Consider the following 23,475-nt stretch of genomic DNA (forward strand, 5'->3'; position numbering starts at 1 on the left):
CGTGGAGGGGACCCCGCTGACCATCCGCTACTTCGCGGGCGCCCGCGCCGCCGCCGGCCGCGCCGAGGAGGCCATCCCCGCCGGGCGGTCACTCGACGACCTCACGGCCGAGCTGACCCAGCGCCACGGCGACCGGCTCGCCGGGGTGCTGCGGGTGGCGAGTTTCCTCGTGAACGGCGTCACCTGTCATGATCGTCGGGCACCCCTTCCGGCCGGGGCCACGATCGATATCCTGCCCCCGTTCGCGGGCGGCTGAGGGAGGCGCTCGCAATGATTGCGGTTCTGGGGTTCGTGGCTGTCCTGGCGCTGGTCACCGGTCTCATCCACCTCTACCTGTGGAAGCGGCTCGTTCGGGACACCACCACGCCGGGCCGTTGGCGACGGGTCGGCGGGATCGCCGCCCTGGTGCTGGCCCTGCTCGTGCCGGTCACCCTCGCCGGAACGCAGGCCGGGCTCTACTGGCTCGCCTGGCCGGGCTACCTGTGGCTTGCGCTGATGTTCTACCTGCTGGTCGTCCTGGTCGTGCTGGAAGTCCCGATGCTGGTCGCCCGGCTGGTGCTGCGTCGCCGGGTGGTCGCCACGGAGCCCACCACCGCCGCGCCCGAGCCGGTGCTGGTCGGTGCCGCCGGCCCGACCGAGCCGCCGGCCGCCGGTGCCGTAGCGGCACCGGACCACGACCCGTCCCGCCGGTTGCTGCTGGCCCGTGGGGCGGCCATCTTCGCCGGCCTCACCGCCACCGGCGTCACCGGGTACGGCATCCGCACGGCGCTGGGCCCGCCCCACCTCGACCGGGTGCGGATCCCGCTGGCCAAACTCCCCCGCAGCATGGACGGCCTGCGCATCGCCACCGTCTCCGACATCCACCTCGGCCCGCTGCGCGGGCGGGCTCACACCGAGCGGATCGTCGCCGCGATCAACCGGCTCGACGCGGACATCGTCGCGGTCGTCGGTGACCTGGTCGACGGCTCCGTGGCCGAACTCGGCTCGGCCGCCGCGCCGCTGCGTGACCTGCGCTCCCGCTACGGCAGCTTCTTCGTCACCGGCAACCACGAGTACTACTCCGGCGTGGAGGAGTGGGTTCAGGAGGTCGACCGGCTCGGTCTGCGGGTGCTGCAGAACCGGCGGCAGGAGATCCAGGCCCGGGGCGGTGTGCTCGACCTGGCTGGCGTCAACGACCTCACCGGAGCAGGCACCGGCCTCGCCGCCGGGCCGGACTTCGCCGCCGCCCTCGGTGACCGCGACCCGAGCCGTCCCGTGGTCCTGCTCGCGCACCAGCCGTTGGCTGCCAAGGAGGCGGCCCGCTACGGCGTCGACCTGCAACTGTCCGGGCACACCCACGGTGGGCAGATGGTGCCGTTCAACCTGGCCGTCAAGCTGGAGCAGCCGGTGGTCAGCGGGCTCGGCGAGGTCGACGGCACCAAGGTCTACGTGACAAATGGCGCCGGTTTCTGGGGGCCGCCGGTCCGGGTCGGCGCGGAGCCGCAGATCAGCCTGGTGGAGCTGCGCTCGGCATAGCGGAGGTCACGTACGCGCGTGGCGGCGGGTGGCCGGCGCGGCGGGCGTGACAGGATGCGGCGTGCCCCCGTTCAGCGCCGTACCCCCCGGTGGCCTACCGCCATTCGTCGCGGACCTGCACATCCACTCGAAGTACTCGCGCGCGTGCAGCCGTGACCTCACCCTGCCGAACCTCGCGTGGTGGGCCCGGCGTAAGGGCATCGGCCTGCTCGGCACCGGCGACTTCACCCACCCCGCCTGGTACGACCACCTGCGGGAGACGCTGCGCCCGGCCGAACCGGGGCTCTACCGGCTCGACCCGGAGGCGGAACGCGACATCGCCCGTCGGCTGCCACCCCGGCTCGCGCACACGACGGAGGCGGACCCGGTCCGTTTCATGCTGAGCGTGGAGATCTCCACCATCTACAAGCGGGACGACCGGACCCGCAAGGTGCACCACCTGATCTACCTGCCGGATCTGGACGCGGTGGCCCGGTTCAACACCGCGCTGGGCCGGATCGGCAACCTCGGCTCCGACGGCCGACCGATCCTCGGCCTGGACTCCCGCGACCTGCTGGAGATCACGCTGGAGGCCAGCCCGGACGGCTACCTGGTGCCGGCACACATCTGGACTCCCTGGTTCTCCGCGCTGGGCTCGAAGTCCGGCTTCGACGCGATAGCGGACTGCTACGCCGACCTGGCCGAGCACATCTTCGCCGTGGAGACCGGGCTCTCCTCCGACCCCGCCATGAACTGGCGGGTCGGCAGCCTGGACGGCTACCAACTGGTGTCCAACTCGGACGCGCACTCGCCACCGGCGCTCGGCCGGGAGGCGACAGTGCTGACCGCCGAACGGGACTACTTCGCCGTTCGGGAAGCGCTGCGTACCGGTGACGGCCTGGCCGGCACCATCGAGTTCTTCCCGGAGGAGGGCAAGTACCACGCGGACGGGCACCGGCTGTGTGGGGTCAACTGGTCTCCGGAGCGCACCCGGGCGGCCGGCGGGCGCTGCCCCGAGTGCGGCAAACCCCTCACCGTGGGTGTCCTCAGCCGGATCGAGGAGTTGGCCGACCGCCCGGACGGTCACCGGCCGGCGCACGCCCGGGACGTCACCCACCTGGTACCGCTGGCCGAGATCCTCGGCGAGATCAACAAGGTGGGTGCCCGGTCGAAGAAGGTCGAGGGGCGGCTCAACGAGCTGCTGGCCGCACTCGGCCCCGAGCTGGAGATCCTGACCACGACCCCGCTGACCGACATCGCGCAGGCCGGTGGTGAGCTGCTCGCCGAGGGCATCGGACGGCTTCGGCGCGGCGACGTCCGCCGGGTGCCCGGTTACGACGGCGAGTACGGCGTGATCACGCTCTTCGACAGGGCCGAGCTGGGCGCGCAGGAGACGCTGTTCGACGTACCGGTGCCGGCGCAGCGACGGCCCGCGGAGCCGGCTCCCCGGGTCCCGGCCAAGCGCCCGGCGGCGGCCAAGGCGGAGCCGAAGCGGAAGCCGGTCCCGGTGCCCGCGCCGCCGATCGCGTCGCCGCCGTCTCCGCACGAGCCGTTCGAGCCGATGCTCTCCGGCATGGAGGAGGTCGGCACCGGCCTGCTGGACCGACTGGACGCCATGCAGCGGGTGGCGGCCTCCGCACCCGGCGGTCCGTTGCTCATCGTGGCCGGTCCGGGCACCGGCAAGACCAGGACGCTCACCCACCGGATCGCGTACCTCTGCGCGGAGCTGAACGTCTTTCCCGAGCACTGCCTCGCGATCACGTTCACCCGTCGGGCAGCCGAGGAGCTGCGGCACCGCCTCGACGGCCTGCTCGGTCCGGTCGCCGAGGACGTCACGGTGGGCACGTTCCACGCCTTGGGGTTGACCATCCTGCGGGAGAACGCCGGCGCGGCGGGTCTGCCGGCCGACTTCCGGATCGCCGACGACGCCGAACGGGCGGCGGCACGCACCGAGGCCGGCGGCGACAGCGCCGCGTACGTGTCGCTGCTGCGCAAGCAGGACCTGGTCGACCTGGACGAACTGGTGACCCTGCCGGTGGAGCTGCTGCGGGCCGACCGGAAGCTTGCCGATCGGTACCGGGACCGCTGGCGGTGGATCTTCGTCGACGAGTACCAGGACGTCGACGAGGTGCAGTACGAGCTGCTGCGGCTGCTCAGCCCCGCCGACGGCAACCTCTGCGCTATCGGCGACCCGGACCAGGCCATCTACTCGTTCCGGGGTGCCGACGTCGGCTACTTCCTGCGCTTCTCCGAGGACTTCACCGACGCCCGACTGGTCCGGCTCAACCGCAACTACCGCTCGTCGGCCCCGATCCTGGCCGCCGCCGTGCAGGCCATCGCCCCGTCCTCGCTGGTCCGGGGCCGGCGACTGGACCCGGCCCGGCTCGACCCGGAGGCTCCGCTGGTCGGGCGCTACCCGGCGGCGTCCGTGGCGGAGGAGGCCGACTTCGTGGTGCGTACCGTCGACGATCTGGTCGGTGGCTTGTCGCACCGTTCGTTGGACTCGGGCCGCATCGACGGCCGGTCCACGTCGCTGTCGTTCTCCGACATCGCCGTGCTGTACCGCACCGACGCGCAGGCCGCCCCGATCGTGGACGCCCTGACCCGGGCGAACATCCCCGTGCAGAAGCGTTCCCACGATCGGCTGCGGGATCGGCCCGGGGTGGCCGCCATCGCCCGCGAGCTACGGCACGCCGACGGTCTGGCCGGCTCACTTGCCGCCCGGGTGCGGCTGGCCGGTCAGGTGGTGGCCGAGCGGTTCGCCGTGCCCACCCTGGACGGCGCCAGCAACGCGGTCCGACCCGAGGACGTCCGCTCGGCCGTGGACCTGCTGACCCCGCTGGCCCGACGCTGCGGTGACGACCTGGAGGCCTTCCTGTCGCAGTTGGCCACCGGAGCGGAAGTGGACGCGCTCGACCCGCGCGCCGAGGCGGTCACGCTGCTCACCCTGCACGCCGCGAAGGGCCTGGAGTTCCCGGTGGTCTTCCTGGTCGGTGTCGAGGACGGGCTGTTGCCGTTGCGCTGGCCGGGCTCGACGCCGGACGAGGACGCCGTGGCCGAGGAGCGCCGACTCTTCTTCGTCGGCCTGACCCGGGCTCAGGACCGGCTGTACGTCAGTCACGCCGCCCGCCGCACCCGGCACGGCACCGAGCGCGACTGCACACCTTCGCCGTTCCTCAACACCATCGACCCCGGCCTCTTCGAACGCTTCGGCGAAGCCGAGCCTCGCCGCCCCAAGGACCGCCAACTCCGCCTGATCTAACCCGGTCCCCACGCCCCACGCCCCACGCCCCTCCACCCCGCGCCCCTCCACCCCGTCGATCTTGCACTTTCGGTCGTCGTTGTGCGTGGAATGCACCTTATGTCGGCGCAGAAACTGCAAGATCGACGAAGCCGGGGGCGGGGGGCCGGGGGCGGGGCAGGGCGGGGCGGGGCGGGGCGCTTTAGGTGAGGAGGGGGGCTAGCCAGGTGCCCACCAGCAGGGCCGGGCCGAGGGGTAGCAGGGTGTTCCGGTGCACCTTTCGGGCGGCGAGCAGGCCGAGCACCAGACCGCCGTGCAGCACGTGCGGCAGGAGCAGCCCGGTCAGGAGGACCTCCCACCCCAACCAGCCGAGCGGCAGGCCGAGGACGGCGGCGAGTTTCACGTCCCCGAAACCCAGTCGTGAGCCGGGCAGCAAGGCCAGCAGCACGTGCGCCGCGCCACCGATTGCCGCACCTCCCATCGCGCCGAGCAGCCGGCCGGGAGTGCCGGACAGCAGCGCCACTGTGGTCAGCCCTCCGAGGGCCAGCAACCCGGCGACGAGCACCAACGGGTCGGGCAGCCGCAGACAGGCCAGGTCGACCCGCGCGAGCACCAGACCGACCGCCGCGACCGCGAGGAAGACCGGCAGCGCCGGGTCGTCACCCACGGCGACGGCAAGGCCGACGAAGACGATGGTCGCCACCATCGGGTCGGCCCACGGCCGTCGGACCGGCTGCGGCAGTGGAAACGTCAGTGGCCGGGCGTCCGCTGTGGCGAAGCGCCGCGACACCACTGGTACGACGAGGCCGACGAGCGCGCCGAGCAGCGCGATCGACACCAGCGCGGCGGCCGACATGGACCGGACGTTACTGGCGGTCGCGCACCGGCGCGTCCCCCGATCGTGATCCTGTGCCCGCCCGACGCGGCCGTTCGGTGGTCACCACCAGGGCGACCCCGGCGACGATGACAGCGCCGCCGAGCAGCACCTGCGGGGTGATCGGCTCGGCCACCAGCAGCGCGCCGAGCGCCACCGCGACCGCCGGATTCACGTAGGCGTACGTCGACACCAGCGAGATCGGCGCGTTGTGCAGCAGCCAGACGTACGCGGTGAAGGCCACCAGCGAGCCGGCCACCATGAGGTAGCCCAGCGCCAACCAGGACCGGGTGCTCACCTCCGCCGGGTGGAAGTCGGCCAGTTCGCCCCGGCCGGCGGCGACGGCCACCAGCACCAGCGCGCCGGCCATCATCTCGTACACCGTGGCCACGAACGGGTCCGCGGGCATCCGGATCCGTCCGGACAGGAACGACCCGACCGACCAGGAGGTGGCTGCCGCCACCACTGTCAACGCCCCGAGCAGCGGCACCGCTGCCGAACTACCGCCCGGCAGCACCAGCAGGATGAGGCCGACGAAGCCCAGTGTGACCCCGGCGAACGTCCAGATCGGCGGCCGGTCCCCAGTGGCCGAGCGCAACAGCACCACCAGCAGCGGCACCGTGGCCACCAGCAGCGCGGCGATCCCGGACGGCACCGCCACTCCCGGCGGCCCCGATTCGGCGAGCACCACCAGGCCGTTGCCGGCGGTGAGCAGGAGCACTCCGACCAACGCGGCCGAGCCGAGTTGCCGTCGGTCCACCCGCAGCGCGCCAGGGCCTCTACGCAGTCGCAGCACCACCGCCAGGACCAGGCCGGCCACGGCGAACCGGAGGGCGGCCGACAGCAGCGGAGGCATCGTCTCCACGGTGATCCGGATGGCCAGATAGGTCGACCCCCAGAGCACGTAGACCACGATCAACGCGGTCCAGATCACTGTCGGCGTGCTGCTGGCACGACGGCCGGCGAGGGCCGTGGTGCTCGGTGGAGGTGAGCTCATCAGTGGACCACGCTACGGTGACCCCGGAGCCCGCGTCGCGCTTTGGTGGCCGGCCTCTCACCACTCGTGCAGGAGGGCGGCATGACGAACTACGGACAACCGGGGGGCGGCCACCCAGGGCCGTGGCGTGGGCAGAGACCCGACGAGACGCCCGGTCGACCGGCGCAGCAGCCCTACCCGCCCGCGTCGGAGCCCTACCCGCCGGCGGTCCCGTCGTACCCGCCCGCACCGCAGGGACGTCCCGGGCCGTACGGCGGCCCACCCACCCCGCCCTACGGAGCGGCGCCCGGCGAGCCCTACGGGGCAACGCCCGGCGCTCCCTACGGTGGCGGGACTGACACGCCCTACGGCCACGAGCCCCGCACGCCCTACGGCGGCTCGTACCAGCCGACCCCGCCGTACGACGGGCAGCCGTACCGGCCCGACGACCCGTACGGCGAGGATCCGGCACCGAGCCGGCGCGGTCGGGGGCCGTTGATCGCGGTACTGGCCGTCGTCCTGCTGGTGGTGGCCGTCGCTGGCGCGTTCTGGTTGCGCCGTGGGCAGAGCGACCCAGCGCCGGCAGCCGCGCCGAGCAACTCGGCCGTTGCCGGTGAGCCCAGCGCGGACGTGGTCGAGCCCGTGCCGAGCGCGGCCGCGCCGGAGTCGTCGGCCGATCCCCGGTTCGCGAAGGTCGGCCAGTGCGTCCGCAACGACGGCACCGCCGGCGGCAAGCCGAAGCTGCTGATCAGCGGCTGCACCGCGAAGTCGTACGAGGTGCTGAGCCGGATCGACGGCCCGACCAGCGGCGAGCGGGACGCCGAGGCCAAGTGCGGCAAGGTCGAGGGCTACACCAACTGGTATTTCTTCGACAGTGAGCTGGACACTCTCGACTTCGTCCTCTGCCTCAAGCAACGCTGAGACCACCCACCCCGGGGATGACATGACGACCTACGGACCTGCGGGTTCCGATCAGCCGGACGATCCGTACCAGCGCCCACCCAACGAGCCGGCCAGCTCACCACCGGTCGACCCGACGGTGCCCCAGTTGAGCACCCCGCCGGCCGGGGACGACCCGACCCGGCAGCAGTGGGGTCCTCCCCCGACCGACGGCGAGCCACCGACGGCACCCATGTGGGCGCCGCCGCCCTCCAACCCGGAGCCGCCGACCACGCCGATGTGGGCGCCGCCGCCCACCTCGGGCCCGGGTTACCCACCGCCCGGGCCGTTCCCGCCGGCCGGGCCGTATCCACTGGCGGGCCCGATGCCCGGTCAGCCAGCCGGGCCGTGGGATCAGCAGCCTCCCGGCGGCTACGGGATGCCGCCCGTCGCGCCGGCGAAGAAGACCGGACGTAACGTCGCTCTCATCATCACTGTGGTGGTGCTGCTCGTGCTCTGTCCGTGCCTCGGCCTGGCCGGGTGGGCGGTGTGGAAGGTGGCCGACGCTGGCAGCGACGCGGCGCGTGCCCCATCGACGAGTGCCCCGGTCGTTCCACCCGCGCTGCCCAGCGACGCCCCGACGTCGGCCGCCCCTACTCCGGGTGAGGAGTTCGCCAGGGGTGACTGCGTGGTGAACGACGGCAGTGAGAACGACGCGGACCTCCGCAAGGTGCCCTGCGGCCCGAACACCTACCAGGTGCTGCTGCGAATTCCGGCGACCACCGACGGCGACCGGTGCGAGACGCTCGCGCCACAGGCCACCGCCAACTACGTGCACGACAACTCGGTCGACCTGCTCGACTACGTGCTCTGTCTGAAGAAGCGCTAGCCCGATCTGGCCGATCGCCGGTCCGATTGCCAAAACTAGGGCTGTCTAGCGTCCACGCTAGACAGCCCTAGTTTATGGTCGACGGTCTCGACACGCCGGTAGCCCCATCTATCCATGTCTAGCCTCGCAGCTAGATGGCCCGATAATCTGCGATGCGTGGATCCGGTCCGCAACCCGTACGCGCCGGGCGCCGGTCAGCGTCCGCCCGAACTTGCCGGGCGGGGGCGGGAACTGGACGTCTTCGACATCGTGCTCGAACGCATCGCCCGGGGTCGACCCGAACGCAGCCTGATGCTCACCGGGCTGCGCGGCGTCGGCAAGACGGTTCTCCTCAACACGCTCCGGTCGCAGGCGATCAACCGGCTCTGGGGCAGCGGCAAGATCGAGGCTCGACCCGACCAGTCGTTGCGCAGACCGGTAGCCGCCGCGCTGCACATGGCGGTCCGGGAGCTCGCCCCCCGCCACCGCGCACCGGACCGGATCGACGCGTTCCTCGGCGTCCTCAAGGCGTTCGCCCAGCGATCCAACCCGACCGGCCGGGCCGGTGCCGCCACCAAGCTGCGCGACCGGTGGCAGCCCGGCATCGACGTGCCGGCCGCCAGCGGCCGGGCCGACTCCGGCGACATCGAGATCGACCTGGTCGAGCTGTTCAGTGACGCCGCCGCCGTGGCCAGTGACGTCGGCACCGGCATCGCCATCTTCATCGACGAGATGCAGGATCTCGGCCCGGAGGACGTGTCGGCGCTCTGCGCCGCCTGCCACGAGCTGTCCCAGCTCGGCGCGCCGCTGATCGTCGTCGGCGCCGGCCTTCCGCACCTGCCGGCCGTGCTCAGCGCCGCCAAGTCGTACTCCGAACGGTTGTTCCGCTATCAACGCATCGACCGGCTCGACCGGATCGCCGCCGACCGAGCGCTCTGCGCGCCCGCCGAGCGCGAGGAGGTCGAGTACGAGCAGAAGGCACTCGACCTGCTCTACGAGAAGTCCGGCGGCTATCCCTACTTCGTTCAGGCGTATGGCAAGGCCACCTGGGACCACGCGCCACGCTCGCCGATCACCGCCGCCGATGTGCGGGTCGCCGCGCCGGAGGCGGAGGCGGAGCTGGCGGTCGGGTTCTTCGGTTCCCGCTTCGAACGGGCCACTCCCGCCGAACGCGAATACATGCGGGCGATGGCCATGATGTCCGCGGTCGAGGGTGAGCCCGGCGCTGTGGTCCGCGACGACATGGATGCCGCGGTGCCCACCGCGGAGATCGCCCGTGCCCTCGGCCGCAAGCCGGCCAGTCTGTCCCCGGCCCGGGACGCGCTGATCAAGAAGGGGCTGATCTACTCCGGTGAGCGGGGCACTGTCGCCTTCACCGTCCCGCACTTCGGCCGGTACCTGCGGACGCAGCCGGCCTGACCCCGGCAATCGCGTGGACTCGGTCAGACCTTCGACCAGGGCGCCGGAAAGAGCACCTCACCGCGCGGCGGGGGGCCCTCCTCGCTGGTGGACGGCGGCAGCACCAGCGCCTGCCAGGGTTCACCGAGGCCGGCCCACGGGCCGGTCAGGCCCAGTTCACTCGCCGGGCCGAACCCGAACCGGCGGTAAAAGACCGGAGCGCCGAGGACGACGACGAGCCGCTCGCCCAACTCGGTGGAGGCGTCCAGGGCGGCCTGCACCACCGCCGTGCCGTGCCCGACACGCTGTCGGTGCGGCGCGACCGCCACCGGGCCGAGGGCCAGGACCGGCACGTCCGAGCCTCGCTCCGGCCGCAGCCGTACCCGGGTGAGCAGCGCGTAGCCGACCACCTCACCGCCGTACTCGGCGACCATGGCCAACTCCGGCAACCAGGCGGTGGTGTCGCGTAGCTCGTCGACCAGGCTGACCTCCGGCGGCGTCGCCACGTCCGGGCGGGCGAAGGCGGCGGCCAGTACGCGGCGGACCGGGCCGGCGTCGGCCGGGTCCTCGGGGCGTAGCCGCAGCGTGGTCACCCGCGCGACGTTACCCGCCGGCGCCCGTCCATCAGTGACTGTCGCTCGATTCGGCGTGGCGTACGTGTACGAACACCAATCCGATCCTGCGGTTGACGGGGTAGCAAACGTCGCGACGGGGTATGACTGATCCATGACGCCCGTACGCTCCCTCGCCCGCGCCATGCTGAGCGGCATCTTCGTGGTCAGCGGGTATCGCAACTTACGCGACCCCGGCCGGCTCACGGTGGCCGCCAAACCGGTGACCGACAAGGTCGCACCGGTGCTGAAGAAGGCACACCCGAGCTTCCCCACCGACACCGAGACGTTGATCCGGCTCAACGCGGCCGTGCAGGTCAGCGCCGGTCTGATGCTGGCCACCGGCCGGCTCAGTCGACCCGCGGCGCTGGTTCTGGCCGGCACACTGGTGCCGGTGACCATCGCCGGGCATCCCTTCTGGAACAACGACGACCCGATCGCCAAGAACAACAATCAGATTCACGTCCTGAAGAACCTCGGGCTCCTCGGCGGTCTGCTGCTCGCCGCGGCGGACACCGAAGGCAAGCCGGGTCTGCGGTGGCGGACGGGCCATCGCATCGGCCACTCTCGACGTTCCATGCAACGTGCCGTCCGGACCGCCCGCCGCGAGGCCCGAATCGCCGTCCGCTCCGCGGCCACCGCACGTCGACTCCCCGGCTGACCTGCGTCGATCCGTCTGCGTCCCACCCCCACCCTCGCTAAGGCCACGAATCACCTGAACCACCCGGTAGGCGTTAACGCGGTGGAAATGTAAAAAACATGTGTGGGATCGGACACGGTCGCATAACGCGGGAGGCACTGACGTGAGGCGCCGTTCTAGGCTCCGTGCAGGACCTGGACGGGTAGGACGACCTTGGTACGGGGGTGGCCACGCCATGCCGACGGATGTCGGTAGACGGGCGGACCGCCTCGCCCCAATCCAACGTGTGTCACGCGGGATCGACCGTGTGACGCGCGGGATCGATCGCAGGAACGTCGTACGGGGCGCCATCGTGGCCGCCGTCGCCTATGCCGCATGGCTTGCCATCGGCACCTTCGGGCGGCCGTACAACTTCTTCGACATGAAGATCTACCACGGTGCCGTGGTGTGGTGGGCGAGCGGTCACGAGCTCTACGAGTTCATCGCGCCCGAAACCACACTCGGGTTCACCTACCCGCCCTTCGCCGGGCTGGTCATGCTGCCGATGGCGCAGCTGCCGATCGGCGCGGCCGGCCTGGTCAACGCCGCCGCCAGCATCGCGGCCTTGGCGTTGGTGCTGGCCGGGCTGCTCCGACCCATCGTGGATCGACTGGGGTGGCCACTGTGGTTCACGGTGGCCCTGGCGGTGCCGCTCGCGGTCGCCATCGAGCCAGCTCGGGAGACCCTCGGCTACGGCCAGGTCAACATCCTGCTGTTCGCCCTGATCATGGCTGACCTGATCGGCCTGCGCTGGCGGTCCCGCCGGGGCACCCACTACGCCGCCACCGACGGCCCGCTGCTGCGCTTCATCTACGGCGGAGCCTGGGCCGGGGCCGGTATCGGCCTCGCCACAGCGGTCAAGCTCACCCCGGCACTGTTCATCGCCTACCTGCTGATCACCCGTCAGTGGCGGGTGGCGGCCACCGCCATCGGCACCACGATCGGCGTGACGGTGGGGACCTTCGCGATCGTCGGTGACGAGTCGCGGACCTACTTCGGCAGCGTGCTGTGGCAGACCGAACGGGTCGGCGCGGCGGACATGACGCCCAACCAGTCCCTCGCCGGCCTGCTCGCCCGGCTGTACGACTCGATCGAGACCCCCGGGCTGCTGTGGCTCGCCTTCTCGGTGCTGGTCCTGGCGCTGGGCCTGTCCCGGGCTGCCAGTTCCCGCGCCGACGGTGACGAGCTGACCGCCTTCACGTTGGTCGGTCTCACCGCGAACGTGATCAGCCCGATCTCCTGGACGCACCACCTGGTCTGGGTGATCCCGGCGATCATCGTGCTGGCCGACGCCGCCGTGCGTCGCCGCGAGGCGAGCCGGGGGATGCCGCAGCGCACCGGCCAGGGGCCGGCCTTCGGCGGTCTACCCGGGGTCAACGGGCTCCGCCCGCCGATCTGGTACCCGGCGCTGACCGGGCTCCGCCACGGCTTCGCCGCGATCGGGCTCTACCTGCTCTTCCTGATCTCTCCGATCTGGCCGTACGAACACCAACTGCCGGAGATGTCGCACTACCAGGACGGCCTGTTCGGGGCACTGATGGAGAACTCACTCGCGCTCGCGCTGATCATCCTGGTCGCCGCGCTGCCCTGGCGCCCAGGCGCGGAGCCGGCGTTCTACGGCGACCGGCTCGCCCGAGCCGTGGTGGTCAACGGCCGCCGCTGAGCGGTCAGGGGCAGTTGACCCATTCCTCGGTGCCGTCGGTGAAGACCTGCCGCTTCCAGATCGGCAGTCGCGCCTTGACCTCGTCGACCAGCCGGGCGCAGGCCGCGAAGGCCGCCGCCCGGTGTGCGGTGCTGACCGCGGCGACCAGCGCCACGTCACCGATGACCAGGGGGCCGACCCGGTGCGAGACCGCCACCGCGTAGACGTCGGGCTCCGCGGCAATCTCGGCGGCCACCTCGCGCAGCACCTGCTCGGCGCTCGGGTGCCCCTCGTACTCCAGTCTGCTGACCTGGCGACCGTGGTCGTGGTCGCGGACCACGCCCTGGAAGGACACCACGGCGCCGGCCCGACGGTCGGCGACCGCCGCCTCGTGCGTGGCGAGGTCGAGCGGCTGGTCGGTGACCTCGCCGAAGGTGATCGCTGGTGCCGTCACGACGCACGCTCCCCGGGAAACAACGGCAGTGGCACAATCGGCACCCGGTCGCCCGGCTCACCGCTGGTGCCGGGTCGGATGACAGCGAACCCGTCGGCGCCGGCCAGGCCCCGCAGCATCGCCGAGCCGACGTGACGGACCGGGAACGCGACGCCGGCGGACCGGTCCAGTCGGACCAACGCCAGGTGGGTGTGGTCACCGCGACCGGGCACCGCCTCGGCCAACGTGACCTGCGGCAACACCGGCATCGACCGACCCTGGAGGCCGGCGAGCAGCGGGGCGACGAGCGACACCAGCGCGACGATGGCGGACTGCGGGTTGCCCGGCAGCCCGGCCACGAACCGGGCCCGCCCGTCGGAGCCGGTCAGCCGGGCCAGCAGCATCGGGAAGCCCGGGCGGACCGCCACGGTGTTGACCACGTAGTCGGCGCCGAGCGCCTCCAGGGTCGGGTGCAGGTGGTCGACCGGGCCGTTCATCGTGCCGCCGGTGGTGCAGACCAGATCGGCGTGGCCCAGCGCCGAGCGTAGGGCCGCCACGTGCGCGGGCAGCGTGTCGGCCACCGGGCCGACCACGTCGGATGGGCGGACCTGGCAGCCGTATCGCCGCAGCCAGGCCGGCACCGCCGGACCCAGCGCGTCGCGGATGCGACCGGCCGCGGGCGGGCCCGCCGTCAGCAGTTCGTCGCCGAAGACCAGCAACGCGGCGCGCGGCACCCGCCGGACCCGCAGCGTGTCGTGCCCGCAGGCGGCTGCCAGGCCGATCACCGCCGGGTCGACCGGCGTGCCGGCCGGCAACAACTCCTCATCGGCGTACGCCTCCTCGCCGGGGTTCCGCCACTCGGGCGACTCCCGGGGAACGCCGGTGACCAGGCCGTCAGCGCTCGTCGACTCTTCCACCCGCAGCACGGCGGTGGCGCCCTCGGGCACCATCGCACCGGTCGCGATCTCGACGGTGGTGTCGTCCTCGGTGAGCGGCGCGGGGGTGCTGCCGGCCAGGACCCGGCCGACGACGCGCCACGGCCCACTGCCGCGCACCGCCCAGCCATCCACGCTTGAGGTCGGGAACGCCGGCAGGTCGGTGCGGGTGGTCAACGGCTCGGCCAGGGTCGACCCGTCGGTGTCGACAAGTGGTCGGGCGGTGGCGGGCAGCGCGGCGGCCAGACCGACCGCGTAGACCCGCGAACGGGCTTCCTCCCACCCGGCTGGCGGGGGTGCGGTGACCCGATCCGCTGTGGGTGCGGTTTCCGTGCTCACCGACCGAGCCTATCGGCACGGACCGACACCCGCCTGGGCCTGGCGCGCACCGGTCAGTGGCCGCCACCGCGGAGCGGTCAGTGGCCGCTGCCGCGGAGCGGTCAGTGGTCCCCGCCGCGGAGCTGGTCGACGGTGTGGCCGAGGATCGGCCCGAGAACGGCCAGGCCATCGCGGGCGCCGCCGGTCGAGCCGGGCAGATTGACCACCAGCATCCGACCGGCGACCCCGGCCAGGCCCCGGGACAGCACCGACGTCGGCACGCGGTCACGACTGTGCGCGCGGATGGCCTCGGCGATGCCGGGGATCTCGTAATCCAGCAGGCCCCGTGTCACGTCCGGGGTCCGATCCGTCGGGGTCACTCCGGTGCCACCGCTGGTCAGCACCACCTCGACACCGTCGGCGCGGGCGGCCCGCAAAGCGTCGCCGACCGGCTCACCGTCGGGCACCACCACCGGGTCGTCGACCTGGCAACCCAGCTCACGCAGGCCGGCGACGAGCAACGGCCCGCTGGTGTCGGCGTAGACACCGGCCGCGGCCCGATTGGACGCGACGATCACCCGAGCCCGGATCACTGCCGGTCCTCCGGCCGAACCCACTCGCCGGTCTTGCCGCCCTCCTTGCGCAGCACCCGGACCGCCTCCACCGAAGCCGCCGGGTCGACCGCCTTGACCATGTCGACCAGGGCGAGACCCGCGACAGCGACCGCCGTCAGCGCCTCCATCTCCACCCCCGTCCGGTCCGCCGTGCGGGCAGTGGCCGTGATCTCCACGGTGTCGGCGGTCAACCGCAGGTCGACCGTGACGCCGTGCAGGGCGATCGGGTGACAGAGCGGGATCAGATCAGGAGTGCGCTTGGCCCCCATGATCCCGGCGAGCCGCCCGACGGCCAACGCGTCACCCTTGGGCAGCCCGTCGCGGTGGAGCAGGTCGATGACCTCGGGCGTGGTCCGCAAACGGCCGGCCGCGACGGCCAACCGACCCGTCACCGCCTTGGCGGAGACGTCGACCATGCGGGCCGCGCCGGCGCGATCGACGTGGCTGAGCTGCGCGGGTTCGGTCACGGTCGTGAGTCTATCGGTGCGGTACGACGGCGGTCGGAAGGAGCGGCGTCACGCTGGCGACCGCACCGGGTGCTGACGGCGCAACGGCCCGGACGCCGCTCCTCCCTCACCAGCCCGTCGCCGAGGTCGCTGGGGGGACCCGGCAGCGGGCGCGTGTCGACGACCCGGTTCTGCCACTGGCAGAACCTCCCCCGTTCGCCGATACGGCCGGTAAGTTACCGGGCCCGCCGATAAGAAATCGATAAGCGCGTGCTGACTGGTCAGCGCCCTGCGACCACTGTCGCGCCGGTCAACTCGGCGAGGCGACGTTCGGCCTCGAAGCGCTCCGGCACGCCCATCCGTCGGAAGATCGCCAACGCCCGCTCCCAGTGCCTCCGCGCCTCGGCCGGGTCGATGCGGGCGAAGTGTTCGGCGAGACCGGCCAACGCTCGACCCTGCTCGTGCGGGTGCGCGATCCGGGTGGCCAACCGCAACGCCTCCTGATGCACGTCGAACGCCTCGCCGCCCCGCCCCTGCGCCAGCAGGGTGCGGCCGAGTTCGTTGAGCGCAGCCGCCTCGACGTGTCGCTCCCCGGAACCGATCGACAGCTCCCGGGCCAACTCGTGCTCCTGCTGGGCTTCCACCAGACGACCCAGACCGCGATAGGCGATCCCAAGGTCGTTGCGTACCTCGGCCTCGGCGTACCGGTGGCCGGTGCGATCGCGCAGCGCCAACGAGGCCAGGAGGATTCGGATCGCCTGCGGAAGGTCACCCATTCGGACCCGCACGGCGCCGATGTGGCTCAGGGCGTTGAGTGTGTGGAAGACGTCGGAGTTCGTCCGGGCCCACGCCAGGTGCAGGCGATGCAGGCGCAACGCCTCCTCGTAGCGACCGAGTGAGGTAAGTGCCATGCCGAGGTTCGGTAGCGCCATCGGCACCTTGACTCTGCCGTATCCCTTGTAGTCACGCAGGCGCTCAAAACCGACCCTCACCGCTCCAGTCAGGTTGCCGCTCCAGTAGTAAACAGCAGCAAGATTGGCGCGGTACCGCGCGGTTCTGAGCACGTCCCGCGAGTCTTTGGAGAGGGCGACAGCGCGGGTCAGATGGTGCAGCGCTTCCCGGTTGTCGCCAGTCCGGATATATCCGGACGCGAGGTAGTTGCTCATCAATGCCGCCGCACCGACGTCCCCGGATGCGTCCGCTGCGGTCAGCGCGTGCCGGTGGGTCGTGATGATGTCCTCGAAGTATCCGCGGATGTAACAAAATCGCCAGAGGGCACGGGCCAGCCGCCACGAGTGCTCGTGGAAGCCCTCGTCGAGCGCTGCCCTCACCATCGTCACCAAGTCCGTCCGCTCCGCTTCCAACCAGTCAGCGGTGGGCTCCCCGATCGCGTCGACCAACTCAGGTCGCCCGAACGGGAGATGTGTGACGCGAGATTCCAGGTCGTTGAGTTCCAGCGTCTTGGCGACCCTCAACGCCGCCGCCAGAGTGAAGTCGAACAGGTGAGCCAACCCGGCCTTTCGGTCGCTCCCGGAGTCGGTATGCGAACACAGCTCGATGGAGTACTGCCGCATGAGGTCGTGTAGTCGGTATCGCGTCGAGTCCACGTCCTCCACCAAGTTCCTGTCGACGAGGTCGTCGAGCGCCGCGCGAGCCTCCGTGATCGTCAGCCCGGTCAGCGCGGCGACTGCCGGCGTACTGAAGCGACTACCGGGATACAGGCCCAGGAATCGGAAGACACGCTTGGTCGAACTGGCAAGCGGCTCATAGGAAGCGGCGAAAGCTCCGGTGACAGTGCTCTCTTCCTGGGCCAGGTGGTGCAGCACCGGAGCGTCGCCAGCCATCTGCTCGGCAAGGTCCGCCAACCGCCAGCCGCGCCGGTGCGCCAGCCGCGCACCGGCCAGCCGGATCGCCAGTGGGAGATACCCGCACCGACGCACCACCTCGGCGGCCGCCTCCGACTCGGCCTCAACCCTGTCCCGACCGATGCTCAGGCTGAGGAGATCCACGCTCTCCTGTCGGTTCAGGAGCGGCAGCGTCTGCGAGGGCCCGACATCCGGGTGGGACAGACGCCGCCGCGAGGTAACCAGCACGACGGTGGTCGGCTCGGCCGGAAGCAGGGGCATGATCTGCTCGCTGCTCGCCGCGTTGTCGAGCACCACCACTGACCTCCGACAGGCCAGTTCCTGTCGCCACAACTCCACCCGGTCGTCGAACTCCACCGGTACACGGCCAGCCGGAACGCCCAACTGTCGAAGCAGGGTAACCAGAGCACTCGATGGCTCGACCCGGTTCTTTTCGCCGTGCCCGCACAGGTCGATGAAGAGCGCGGCATCCGGGTACCGATCGGACAACCGACGGGCCAGGTGCACGGCGAGGGTCGTCTTGCCGCTACCCGCCATGCCGTCGATGATGTGGACGGCTGGCACCCGCTCCTCGACCCGCCAGGTCTCCGCCAGCAGCCGCGACACGACGTCCTCTCTGCCGACGAAGTCGGTGACCGCTCGGGGGAGGTGATCCACCAGGTCGGGCTGAGGTGCTCTTACGGGGACAAGGACACCGACTGTGGAAGTTGAGTTCGTATCAGGGCGGGCGCTCTGGCCAGTCGGACGGGATGCGGCGCGGTTCACCGGTCGCCGGGATGGCACCGCCGAAACGATCGTGCGGTGGAGAGCCTGGAGGTCGGAACCCGGGAGGACGCCGAGTTCGGCCATCAGCTTCGTCCGAACCTCGTCGTACGTGACGAGCGCACCCGCGTGGTCGCCGCGCTCGTGCAGCGCCCGCACGAGGAGAACGTACGCCGGTTCCCGGAGGGGATGACGGGCGATGACCTCCCGTAACAGGGGGATTGCCTGGTCGCCCCGTCCCGCCCTGAGCTGCGCATCGGCAAGGAGTTCCACGGCCAGCAGGCGCTTCTCCTCGGCGGCCACCACACGCGCGTCGAGCACGGGCCCGAGCGCTATGCCGGCGAGCATCGCACCCTGCCAGCGCGCCACGGCGGACCCCAACCGTTCCAGGGCGCGGTCGACGTGGCCGGCTATCAGGGCTTCGCGACCCTGAGCGCACTCCATCTCGAAGAGAAACACGTCAATAGCTTCCGGCCCAAGGGTGAGCCGGTAGCCGCTCTGCTGCCTGACAAGGACACCCCGACCGGACTCGGAAGCCTCGAAGGTTCGGCGCAGATTGGCGGCGTAGGTCCGTACGTTCGCCACTGCGGAGCGCGGCGGCCTGTCTGGCCACAGCTCGTCGACCAGGTCGCTCAGGGTCACCAGTTGCCCGGGGTGGACCGCGAGCATGGCAAGCACAGCCTGCTGTTTAGGCGTACCCAGGTGCAGCTTGCGAGCGAGCAGTTGCACCGAGAGGCCGCCCAGAAGTTGAATCTCCACCCGTCCCCCTGCTTCAGCGGGGTATTCAGCCGATCACGCAACGAAGCTTACGGGCACCGGACGTAACGGCCGATGCCAATCAAGCTGCCGATGCGAACGCTCCTGCGGCCGTCCGCCGCAGCGGGCCGACAAGCGCAATGCGAACATTGCAAGAACCACCAGTTGCGTCAGTGTTCTCGACTCCTGCCGCAGCGCGGGAAAAAGGAGCGAAAGCCCCAACTAGCAACTAGTGGTTTCGGCCCCGACTTCGGTCCCGAACCCGCGAACGGTCCGGGGCAGTGCCACCCTCATCAATGTTCATCTGCGACCGGTGCGCCCACAGTCGACGAAGGGGACTCCTGACTGAAGTTGACGAACGGTCGACCGAATCGGCGGATGAGTGGGGGCACCACAGCACCCACACTGAGGGCGCGGTCTAATCAGTCGGCACCGCTCACGACATTCCGCGACGGACCGGATGCAACAGGCGAGCATCCCAGCGCTCTCCGCACCGGAACGCAAACAGAATGTCACTTATGCGCACAGGATTAACTAATGTTGAGGATAACGACATTTATCATCCCTAACTAGGGCCAACCCCATTTAAGCTCCTTTCGTAGAGAGTCGGCTCCGACAGAGCCTGACAACCACACGAAGGAGAGGGTGGGTGAAATGCGCGGAAACGAGTGGGGCTGACATCGGTGCAGGACTTCTGCAGCGCCCGGCGATATGGTTGCGAGCACGACAGGCGAGGTAATCCAGGAGTTGCGTGGCCTCTTCACAACGACGCGATGACGGGACCGATCGACGGCTACGGCTGATCGTCGGTCTCCTCGTCGTTGCTGCCACGATCGTTGCGCTCGCCTCCCTCAGACTGACCTTCCCTGCCGCCGAGGCTCCGACACCCGACGCGGCAACGCTGGTAACGCTGACCGCGATGATCGCCTTGGGTGCGTTCGTCAAGACCCGCGTACGTGTCCGGTCCACGGTGCACCTGATCAGTTGGAGTGAGGCCGCCATCGTCATTGCGGCTGCCATTGCTCCCGTTCCATGGGTGGTGCTCTGCACCTGCATCGGGATCACCATCGCCTCGGCCCGCCTACCACCGATGAAGCTGGCCTTCGGCGTCGGCAAGAACATCCTCGTCGCGGCCGGAGCAGGCATTGCCTTCGCACTGCTCGGTTGGACCTGGCCCGCCATGCAGGCCCCGCAGTTGGTGGGGATCCTGTCGGTGACGTACCTCCTCGCCGCCTTCCTCGACGAGGTGCTGGCGATCCCGGTGATCGCGCTCGCCTCCGGCACCAAGATCTCAACTCAGTTCCGCAGCAACCTGGATCTTCGCCTGGCTGGCTACGCGGTCCGGTTCGTGGTGGCGGCCCTGACCCTGCTCACCCTCCAGGCGGACCCCCGGCTCCTGCTCGCCGTCCCGCCCCTGGTTCTGAGCCTGCACCTGGCCTACTCCGCGCGCATTCGAGGCCGCACCGAGCAGCAGGCGTGGCAGCGGCTCGCCCGCACCACCGACGCGCTCAACGTGGTCGACCTGGACAACGTCCTCACCACAGCCGTCACCCAGGCCGCCGAGTTGTTCTCCGCCGACGAGGTCGAGATCGAGCTACGCGACGGCGACCGCACCGTACGCGGCGGCACCGGCGGCATCACCTTCGACGGTCCGACCGGCACGCCCACCGACGTGGACGGCACCATCGTCCCCGCGCCGCTGGAAGGCCACGACCGGACTGTCGATATCGGCATGCTTCGACTGCGCTTCCGCGGCCCGGTCCAGCTCTCCGAGCGGGAGCAGTACACCCTGCGGACCTTCGCCTCCGCGCTGTGCACCGCAGTCCGCAACGCCCAGGCGTACGCCGAACTGGCCCGGGTCGCCGACGAGCACGCGTACGCGGCTTCGCACGACGCGCTGACCGGCCTGGCCAACCGCCGGCACCTCCTCGACGAGGGCACCGAACAGTTGAGCACCCGCCATGCCGACGGGGTGACCGCGCTGGTGCTGATCGACCTCAACCACTTCAAGGAGGTCAACGACACGCTCGGGCACGCCGCCGGCGACCAGGTGCTGGTGCAGGTGGCCGACCGGTTACGGGGCGCCGCCCAGCCGAGCGACCTGGTGGCCCGCCTCGGCGGCGACGAGTTCGCCGTACTCATGCGCGGTCTGCCGGCCCCGGCGGTCGCCGCGCACCGCGCCGAGACGCTGCTCGCCGCTCTGCACGAGCCGTTCGAGTTGGATGGCATGCGCATCAGCGTCGAGGCCAGCGGCGGGATCTCCGGCGCCCCGTCCAACGGCGGCATGGCCGAGTTGCTGCGCCGCGCCGACGTGGCCATGTACCAGGCGAAGCGGGCCGGGCAGCGGATCGCCACGTACGCCCCGACCCGCGACACCGCCGACCTCGGTCGCCTCACCCTCGGCGGCGACCTACCGCGCGCGGTCGCCGACCACGAGTTCGTCGTCAACTTCCAACCGATCGTCGACCTGGGCTCTGGTGAGGTGACCAGCGCTGAGGCCCTGGCCCGCTGGCACCACCCCACCCACGGTCTGATCGACCCGCTGCGGTTCCTGGAGGCGGTGGAACGGTCCGGACTGCTACCGGCCTTCGCCGAAGCGATCCTCGACCAGGCGCTGATCGCGGCGGTGAGTTGGCGCGACGCCGGCTTCGACGTACCGGTCGCGGTCAACGTGTCCCCGCGCAGCCTGCTCGACGCGCGGTTCCCGGGCTCGGTGCTGGCCCGCCTCCGCGCCCACGACCTACCACCGGACCGGCTGGTCCTGGAATTGACCGAGACGCTGACCCTCAGCCAACTCGACGTGGTCGACCGGGTGCTCAGCCGACTCCGCGACGAGGGAGTCCGGTTGGCGTTGGACGACTTCGGCACGGGCTACTCGTCCCTCTCGCTGCTCTCCCGAATCCCGGTTCACGAGCTGAAGATCGACCGGAGCTTCGTGACGACGATGGAGAGTTCGGCGGAGGCCGCCGCCGTCATCCGCTCCACCCTCGACCTGGGTCGCAGCCTCGACCTGGACGTGGTGGCCGAGGGGGTGGAGAGTGAGCCGCAGCGGCGTGCCCTCTGGGAGTTGGGCTGCGCCGCCGGCCAGGGGCATCTGTTCGCCCGACCGATGCCGTCCGGCACCCTCCTCGCGGCGATGCAGCGCGGCTCGGGCGGCCGGCCGGGCACCCTCGCCGCGCCGCTGCACGACACCGGGGCGGTGATCCGGTTGAGCCAGAACCGCCGCCAGGGCGGCCGCTCCAGGCCCGACCGCCTGCCACACCTGCCCGCCTGAACAGACATCGCCCCGCTGCCCGGCCAGCCCGGTCTGCCAGACTGTCGCGCGTGATCGTCGACGACCCGACCGCCCACCGCAGTCGCTGGCACTGGCGCACACTCGACGACGCCGCCGGCGGACTCGCCCTCGACCTGGGCCTCTACGCCGTATCGGCCACCTTCGCCGCGATCACCGCGGTGACGTCGACCCTGCTGCCGCACCGCGCCTGGGGCGCTGTCGCCGCCGTCGGCTATCTGCTCGCGACGCTGACGGTGATCGCCCAACTTCTGCTGCGTCGACGTTCTCCGTCCTCCCGGCTGACCGGTCTGCCGGCCCGCTGGGCGGTCACCGGTTTCGCCTGGGCCACCACCACACTGCTGCCCCTGGCCTGGCAGAGCATCGACCGCGCCGGTGGACGTACCGACCGGGCCCAGGAGGAGGTGCTGGTCGTCGAGCAGGCCGGCAGTCGCCTCCTGGAACACGGCACGCCGTACCTCGGACCCGACGCCATCGCCGCCCTGCCACCTGGCGAGCAACTGATGGGCTACACCCCGTACCAGCCCGGCATGGCGGTTTTCGGCCTACCCAGAGCACTGCTCGACAGTTGGTGGACCGACTCCCGGGTCTGGTTCGCGGTGGGCACCGCGCTGGCCCTCGCCCTGGCCGTGGTCGCCCTGCGCAGAACACCCGCCACCACCGGCCAGGCCACCAGCTCCGCGACCCACCGGCGGGACGCCGCCCTGCTGCGCGGCGTGCAGGCCGCCACCGTACTGCCGATCTGTGCCCTCACCCTCGCCACCGGCGGCGACGACCTACCCGTACTCGCGCTCTGCCTGCTGGCCCTCGCGTTCGCCGCCGCCGACCGCCCCGGCCGGGCCGGCCTCGCGGTCGGACTCGCTGGCGCGCTGAAGCTGTTCGCCTGGCCGGTCGCCCTGGTCCTGATCGTCTGGGGCCTGACCCGACGCGCCGGCACCCGAGTCGCCATCGGCGCGATCGGACTGCCCATCGCCGCACTACTACCGGCGCTGCTGGTGGACCGCGATGCCCTCACCGAGAACGTGCTGCGCTTCCCCCTCGGCCACGGGCTGGTCACCAGCCCAGCGCAGTCCCCGTTCCCCGGCTACCTGATCGCCAACGCGCTACCCGCCGGCCGGCTGATCGCCGCCGGGCTGCTGGTCGCCGCCGGAGTGGCCATCGCCGTCCGGCTCGCCCGCCGCCCGCCCCGCACCGCCGTCGCCACCGCGCTCATCTGCGGGTACGGGCTGCTCGCCGCCATCGCCCTGATGCCCTCGACCCGCTTCGGCTACCTGCTGTACCCACTGGCCCTGCTGACCTGGGCTCCCGCCCTGCACCGCGCTGGCGACACACCGACCGCCGCGGTTGCCGATGAGCGGTCCGGTCGGACCACTTCGGCGTAACTTCCGAGCG

17 protein-coding genes and 1 pseudogene are annotated in these 23,475 nt (G+C 71.2%); 10 read left to right on the plus strand and 8 right to left on the minus strand.

The window, feature by feature from the left end:
• Position 1: 1 nt before the first annotated feature.
• From OHB44_RS00665 to OHB44_RS00675, 3 genes are all read left to right on the plus strand, one after another.
• A complete protein-coding gene (locus OHB44_RS00665; protein WP_330439354.1) occupies positions 2 to 256 on the plus strand; it encodes a MoaD/ThiS family protein in 255 nt (84 codons plus the stop codon).
• Between the two features lie 14 nt (positions 257 to 270).
• Positions 271 to 1,515, plus strand: a complete 1,245-nt coding sequence (locus OHB44_RS00670) for a metallophosphoesterase (protein WP_330439355.1) — start codon at positions 271 to 273, stop codon at positions 1,513 to 1,515.
• 61 nt (positions 1,516 to 1,576) lie between these two features.
• Positions 1,577 to 4,756, plus strand: a complete 3,180-nt coding sequence (locus OHB44_RS00675) for a UvrD-helicase domain-containing protein (RefSeq protein ID WP_330439356.1) — start codon at positions 1,577 to 1,579, stop codon at positions 4,754 to 4,756.
• 181 nt (positions 4,757 to 4,937) lie between these two features.
• On the opposite strand, the gene OHB44_RS00680 is transcribed toward OHB44_RS00675, so the two are convergent.
• Positions 4,938 to 5,591 carry a prepilin peptidase gene (locus OHB44_RS00680; protein ID WP_266304123.1) on the minus strand — a complete coding sequence of 218 codons (654 nt, stop codon included), beginning with the start codon at positions 5,589 to 5,591 and terminating at the stop codon, positions 4,938 to 4,940.
• Between the two features lie 10 nt (positions 5,592 to 5,601).
• On the minus strand, positions 5,602 to 6,606 hold the full coding sequence (locus OHB44_RS00685; RefSeq protein WP_330439360.1) for an EamA family transporter: 1,005 nt from the start codon (positions 6,604 to 6,606) through the stop codon (positions 5,602 to 5,604).
• A gap of 417 nt (positions 6,607 to 7,023) precedes the next feature.
• Here OHB44_RS00685 and OHB44_RS00690 point away from each other — a divergent pair.
• The 3 genes and pseudogenes from OHB44_RS00690 to OHB44_RS00700 all read left to right on the plus strand — a co-directional run.
• A pseudogene (locus OHB44_RS00690) lies at positions 7,024 to 7,506 on the plus strand (LppU/SCO3897 family protein); the annotation flags it as partial.
• Positions 7,507 to 7,903: 397 nt separating this feature from the next.
• Complete coding sequence (locus OHB44_RS00695; protein ID WP_330441164.1) at positions 7,904 to 8,353, plus strand: LppU/SCO3897 family protein; 450 nt, start codon at positions 7,904 to 7,906, stop codon at positions 8,351 to 8,353.
• A gap of 156 nt (positions 8,354 to 8,509) precedes the next feature.
• A complete protein-coding gene (locus tag OHB44_RS00700) occupies positions 8,510 to 9,751 on the plus strand; it encodes an ATP-binding protein (protein ID WP_091396677.1) in 1,242 nt (413 codons plus the stop codon).
• Positions 9,752 to 9,774: 23 nt separating this feature from the next.
• Here OHB44_RS00700 and OHB44_RS00705 read toward each other — a convergent pair whose 3' ends face one another.
• Positions 9,775 to 10,323 (minus strand): GNAT family N-acetyltransferase, encoded by a 549-nt coding sequence (locus OHB44_RS00705; protein ID WP_091396674.1) that lies wholly within the window; start codon positions 10,321 to 10,323, stop codon positions 9,775 to 9,777.
• Between the two features lie 133 nt (positions 10,324 to 10,456).
• Between OHB44_RS00705 and OHB44_RS00710 the strand changes: the two genes are divergently transcribed.
• On the plus strand, positions 10,457 to 11,002 hold the full coding sequence (locus OHB44_RS00710; protein ID WP_238687601.1) for a DoxX family protein: 546 nt from the start codon (positions 10,457 to 10,459) through the stop codon (positions 11,000 to 11,002).
• A gap of 214 nt (positions 11,003 to 11,216) precedes the next feature.
• Positions 11,217 to 12,683: a glycosyltransferase 87 family protein gene (locus OHB44_RS00715; RefSeq protein WP_238687602.1), complete on the plus strand. Its 1,467-nt coding sequence runs from the start codon at positions 11,217 to 11,219 to the stop codon at positions 12,681 to 12,683.
• Positions 12,684 to 12,687: 4 nt separating this feature from the next.
• Here OHB44_RS00715 and OHB44_RS00720 read toward each other — a convergent pair whose 3' ends face one another.
• From OHB44_RS00720 to OHB44_RS00740, 5 genes are all read right to left on the minus strand, one after another.
• Positions 12,688 to 13,116 (minus strand): molybdenum cofactor biosynthesis protein MoaE, encoded by a 429-nt coding sequence (locus tag OHB44_RS00720; RefSeq protein ID WP_330439361.1) that lies wholly within the window; start codon positions 13,114 to 13,116, stop codon positions 12,688 to 12,690.
• Positions 13,113 to 14,369, minus strand: coding sequence for a molybdopterin molybdotransferase MoeA (locus OHB44_RS00725; RefSeq protein WP_238687604.1), 1,257 nt, complete (start codon positions 14,367 to 14,369; stop codon positions 13,113 to 13,115). Before OHB44_RS00725 ends, OHB44_RS00720 begins: the two co-directional genes overlap by 4 nt.
• A 101-nt stretch (positions 14,370 to 14,470) precedes the next feature.
• Positions 14,471 to 14,941, minus strand: coding sequence for a MogA/MoaB family molybdenum cofactor biosynthesis protein (locus tag OHB44_RS00730; RefSeq protein ID WP_091397543.1), 471 nt, complete (start codon positions 14,939 to 14,941; stop codon positions 14,471 to 14,473).
• Positions 14,938 to 15,429, minus strand: coding sequence for a cyclic pyranopterin monophosphate synthase MoaC (moaC, locus tag OHB44_RS00735; RefSeq protein ID WP_210782042.1), 492 nt, complete (start codon positions 15,427 to 15,429; stop codon positions 14,938 to 14,940). The genes OHB44_RS00730 and moaC overlap by 4 nt, the downstream gene beginning before the upstream one ends.
• A gap of 260 nt (positions 15,430 to 15,689) precedes the next feature.
• A complete protein-coding gene (locus tag OHB44_RS00740; RefSeq protein WP_330439363.1) occupies positions 15,690 to 18,794 on the minus strand; it encodes an AfsR/SARP family transcriptional regulator in 3,105 nt (1,034 codons plus the stop codon).
• A 748-nt stretch (positions 18,795 to 19,542) separates the two neighbouring features.
• Here OHB44_RS00740 and OHB44_RS00745 point away from each other — a divergent pair.
• Together OHB44_RS00745 and OHB44_RS00750 are read left to right on the plus strand one after the other, a co-directional pair.
• A complete protein-coding gene (locus OHB44_RS00745; protein WP_330439364.1) occupies positions 19,543 to 22,065 on the plus strand; it encodes a putative bifunctional diguanylate cyclase/phosphodiesterase in 2,523 nt (840 codons plus the stop codon).
• 50 nt (positions 22,066 to 22,115) lie between these two features.
• Positions 22,116 to 23,465, plus strand: coding sequence for a glycosyltransferase family 87 protein (locus OHB44_RS00750; protein ID WP_330439365.1), 1,350 nt, complete (start codon positions 22,116 to 22,118; stop codon positions 23,463 to 23,465).
• Positions 23,466 to 23,475 lie beyond the last annotated feature (10 nt).

Source organism: Micromonospora sp. NBC_00821, assembly GCF_036347035.1.
GTDB lineage: Bacteria > Actinomycetota > Actinomycetes > Mycobacteriales > Micromonosporaceae > Micromonospora > Micromonospora hortensis.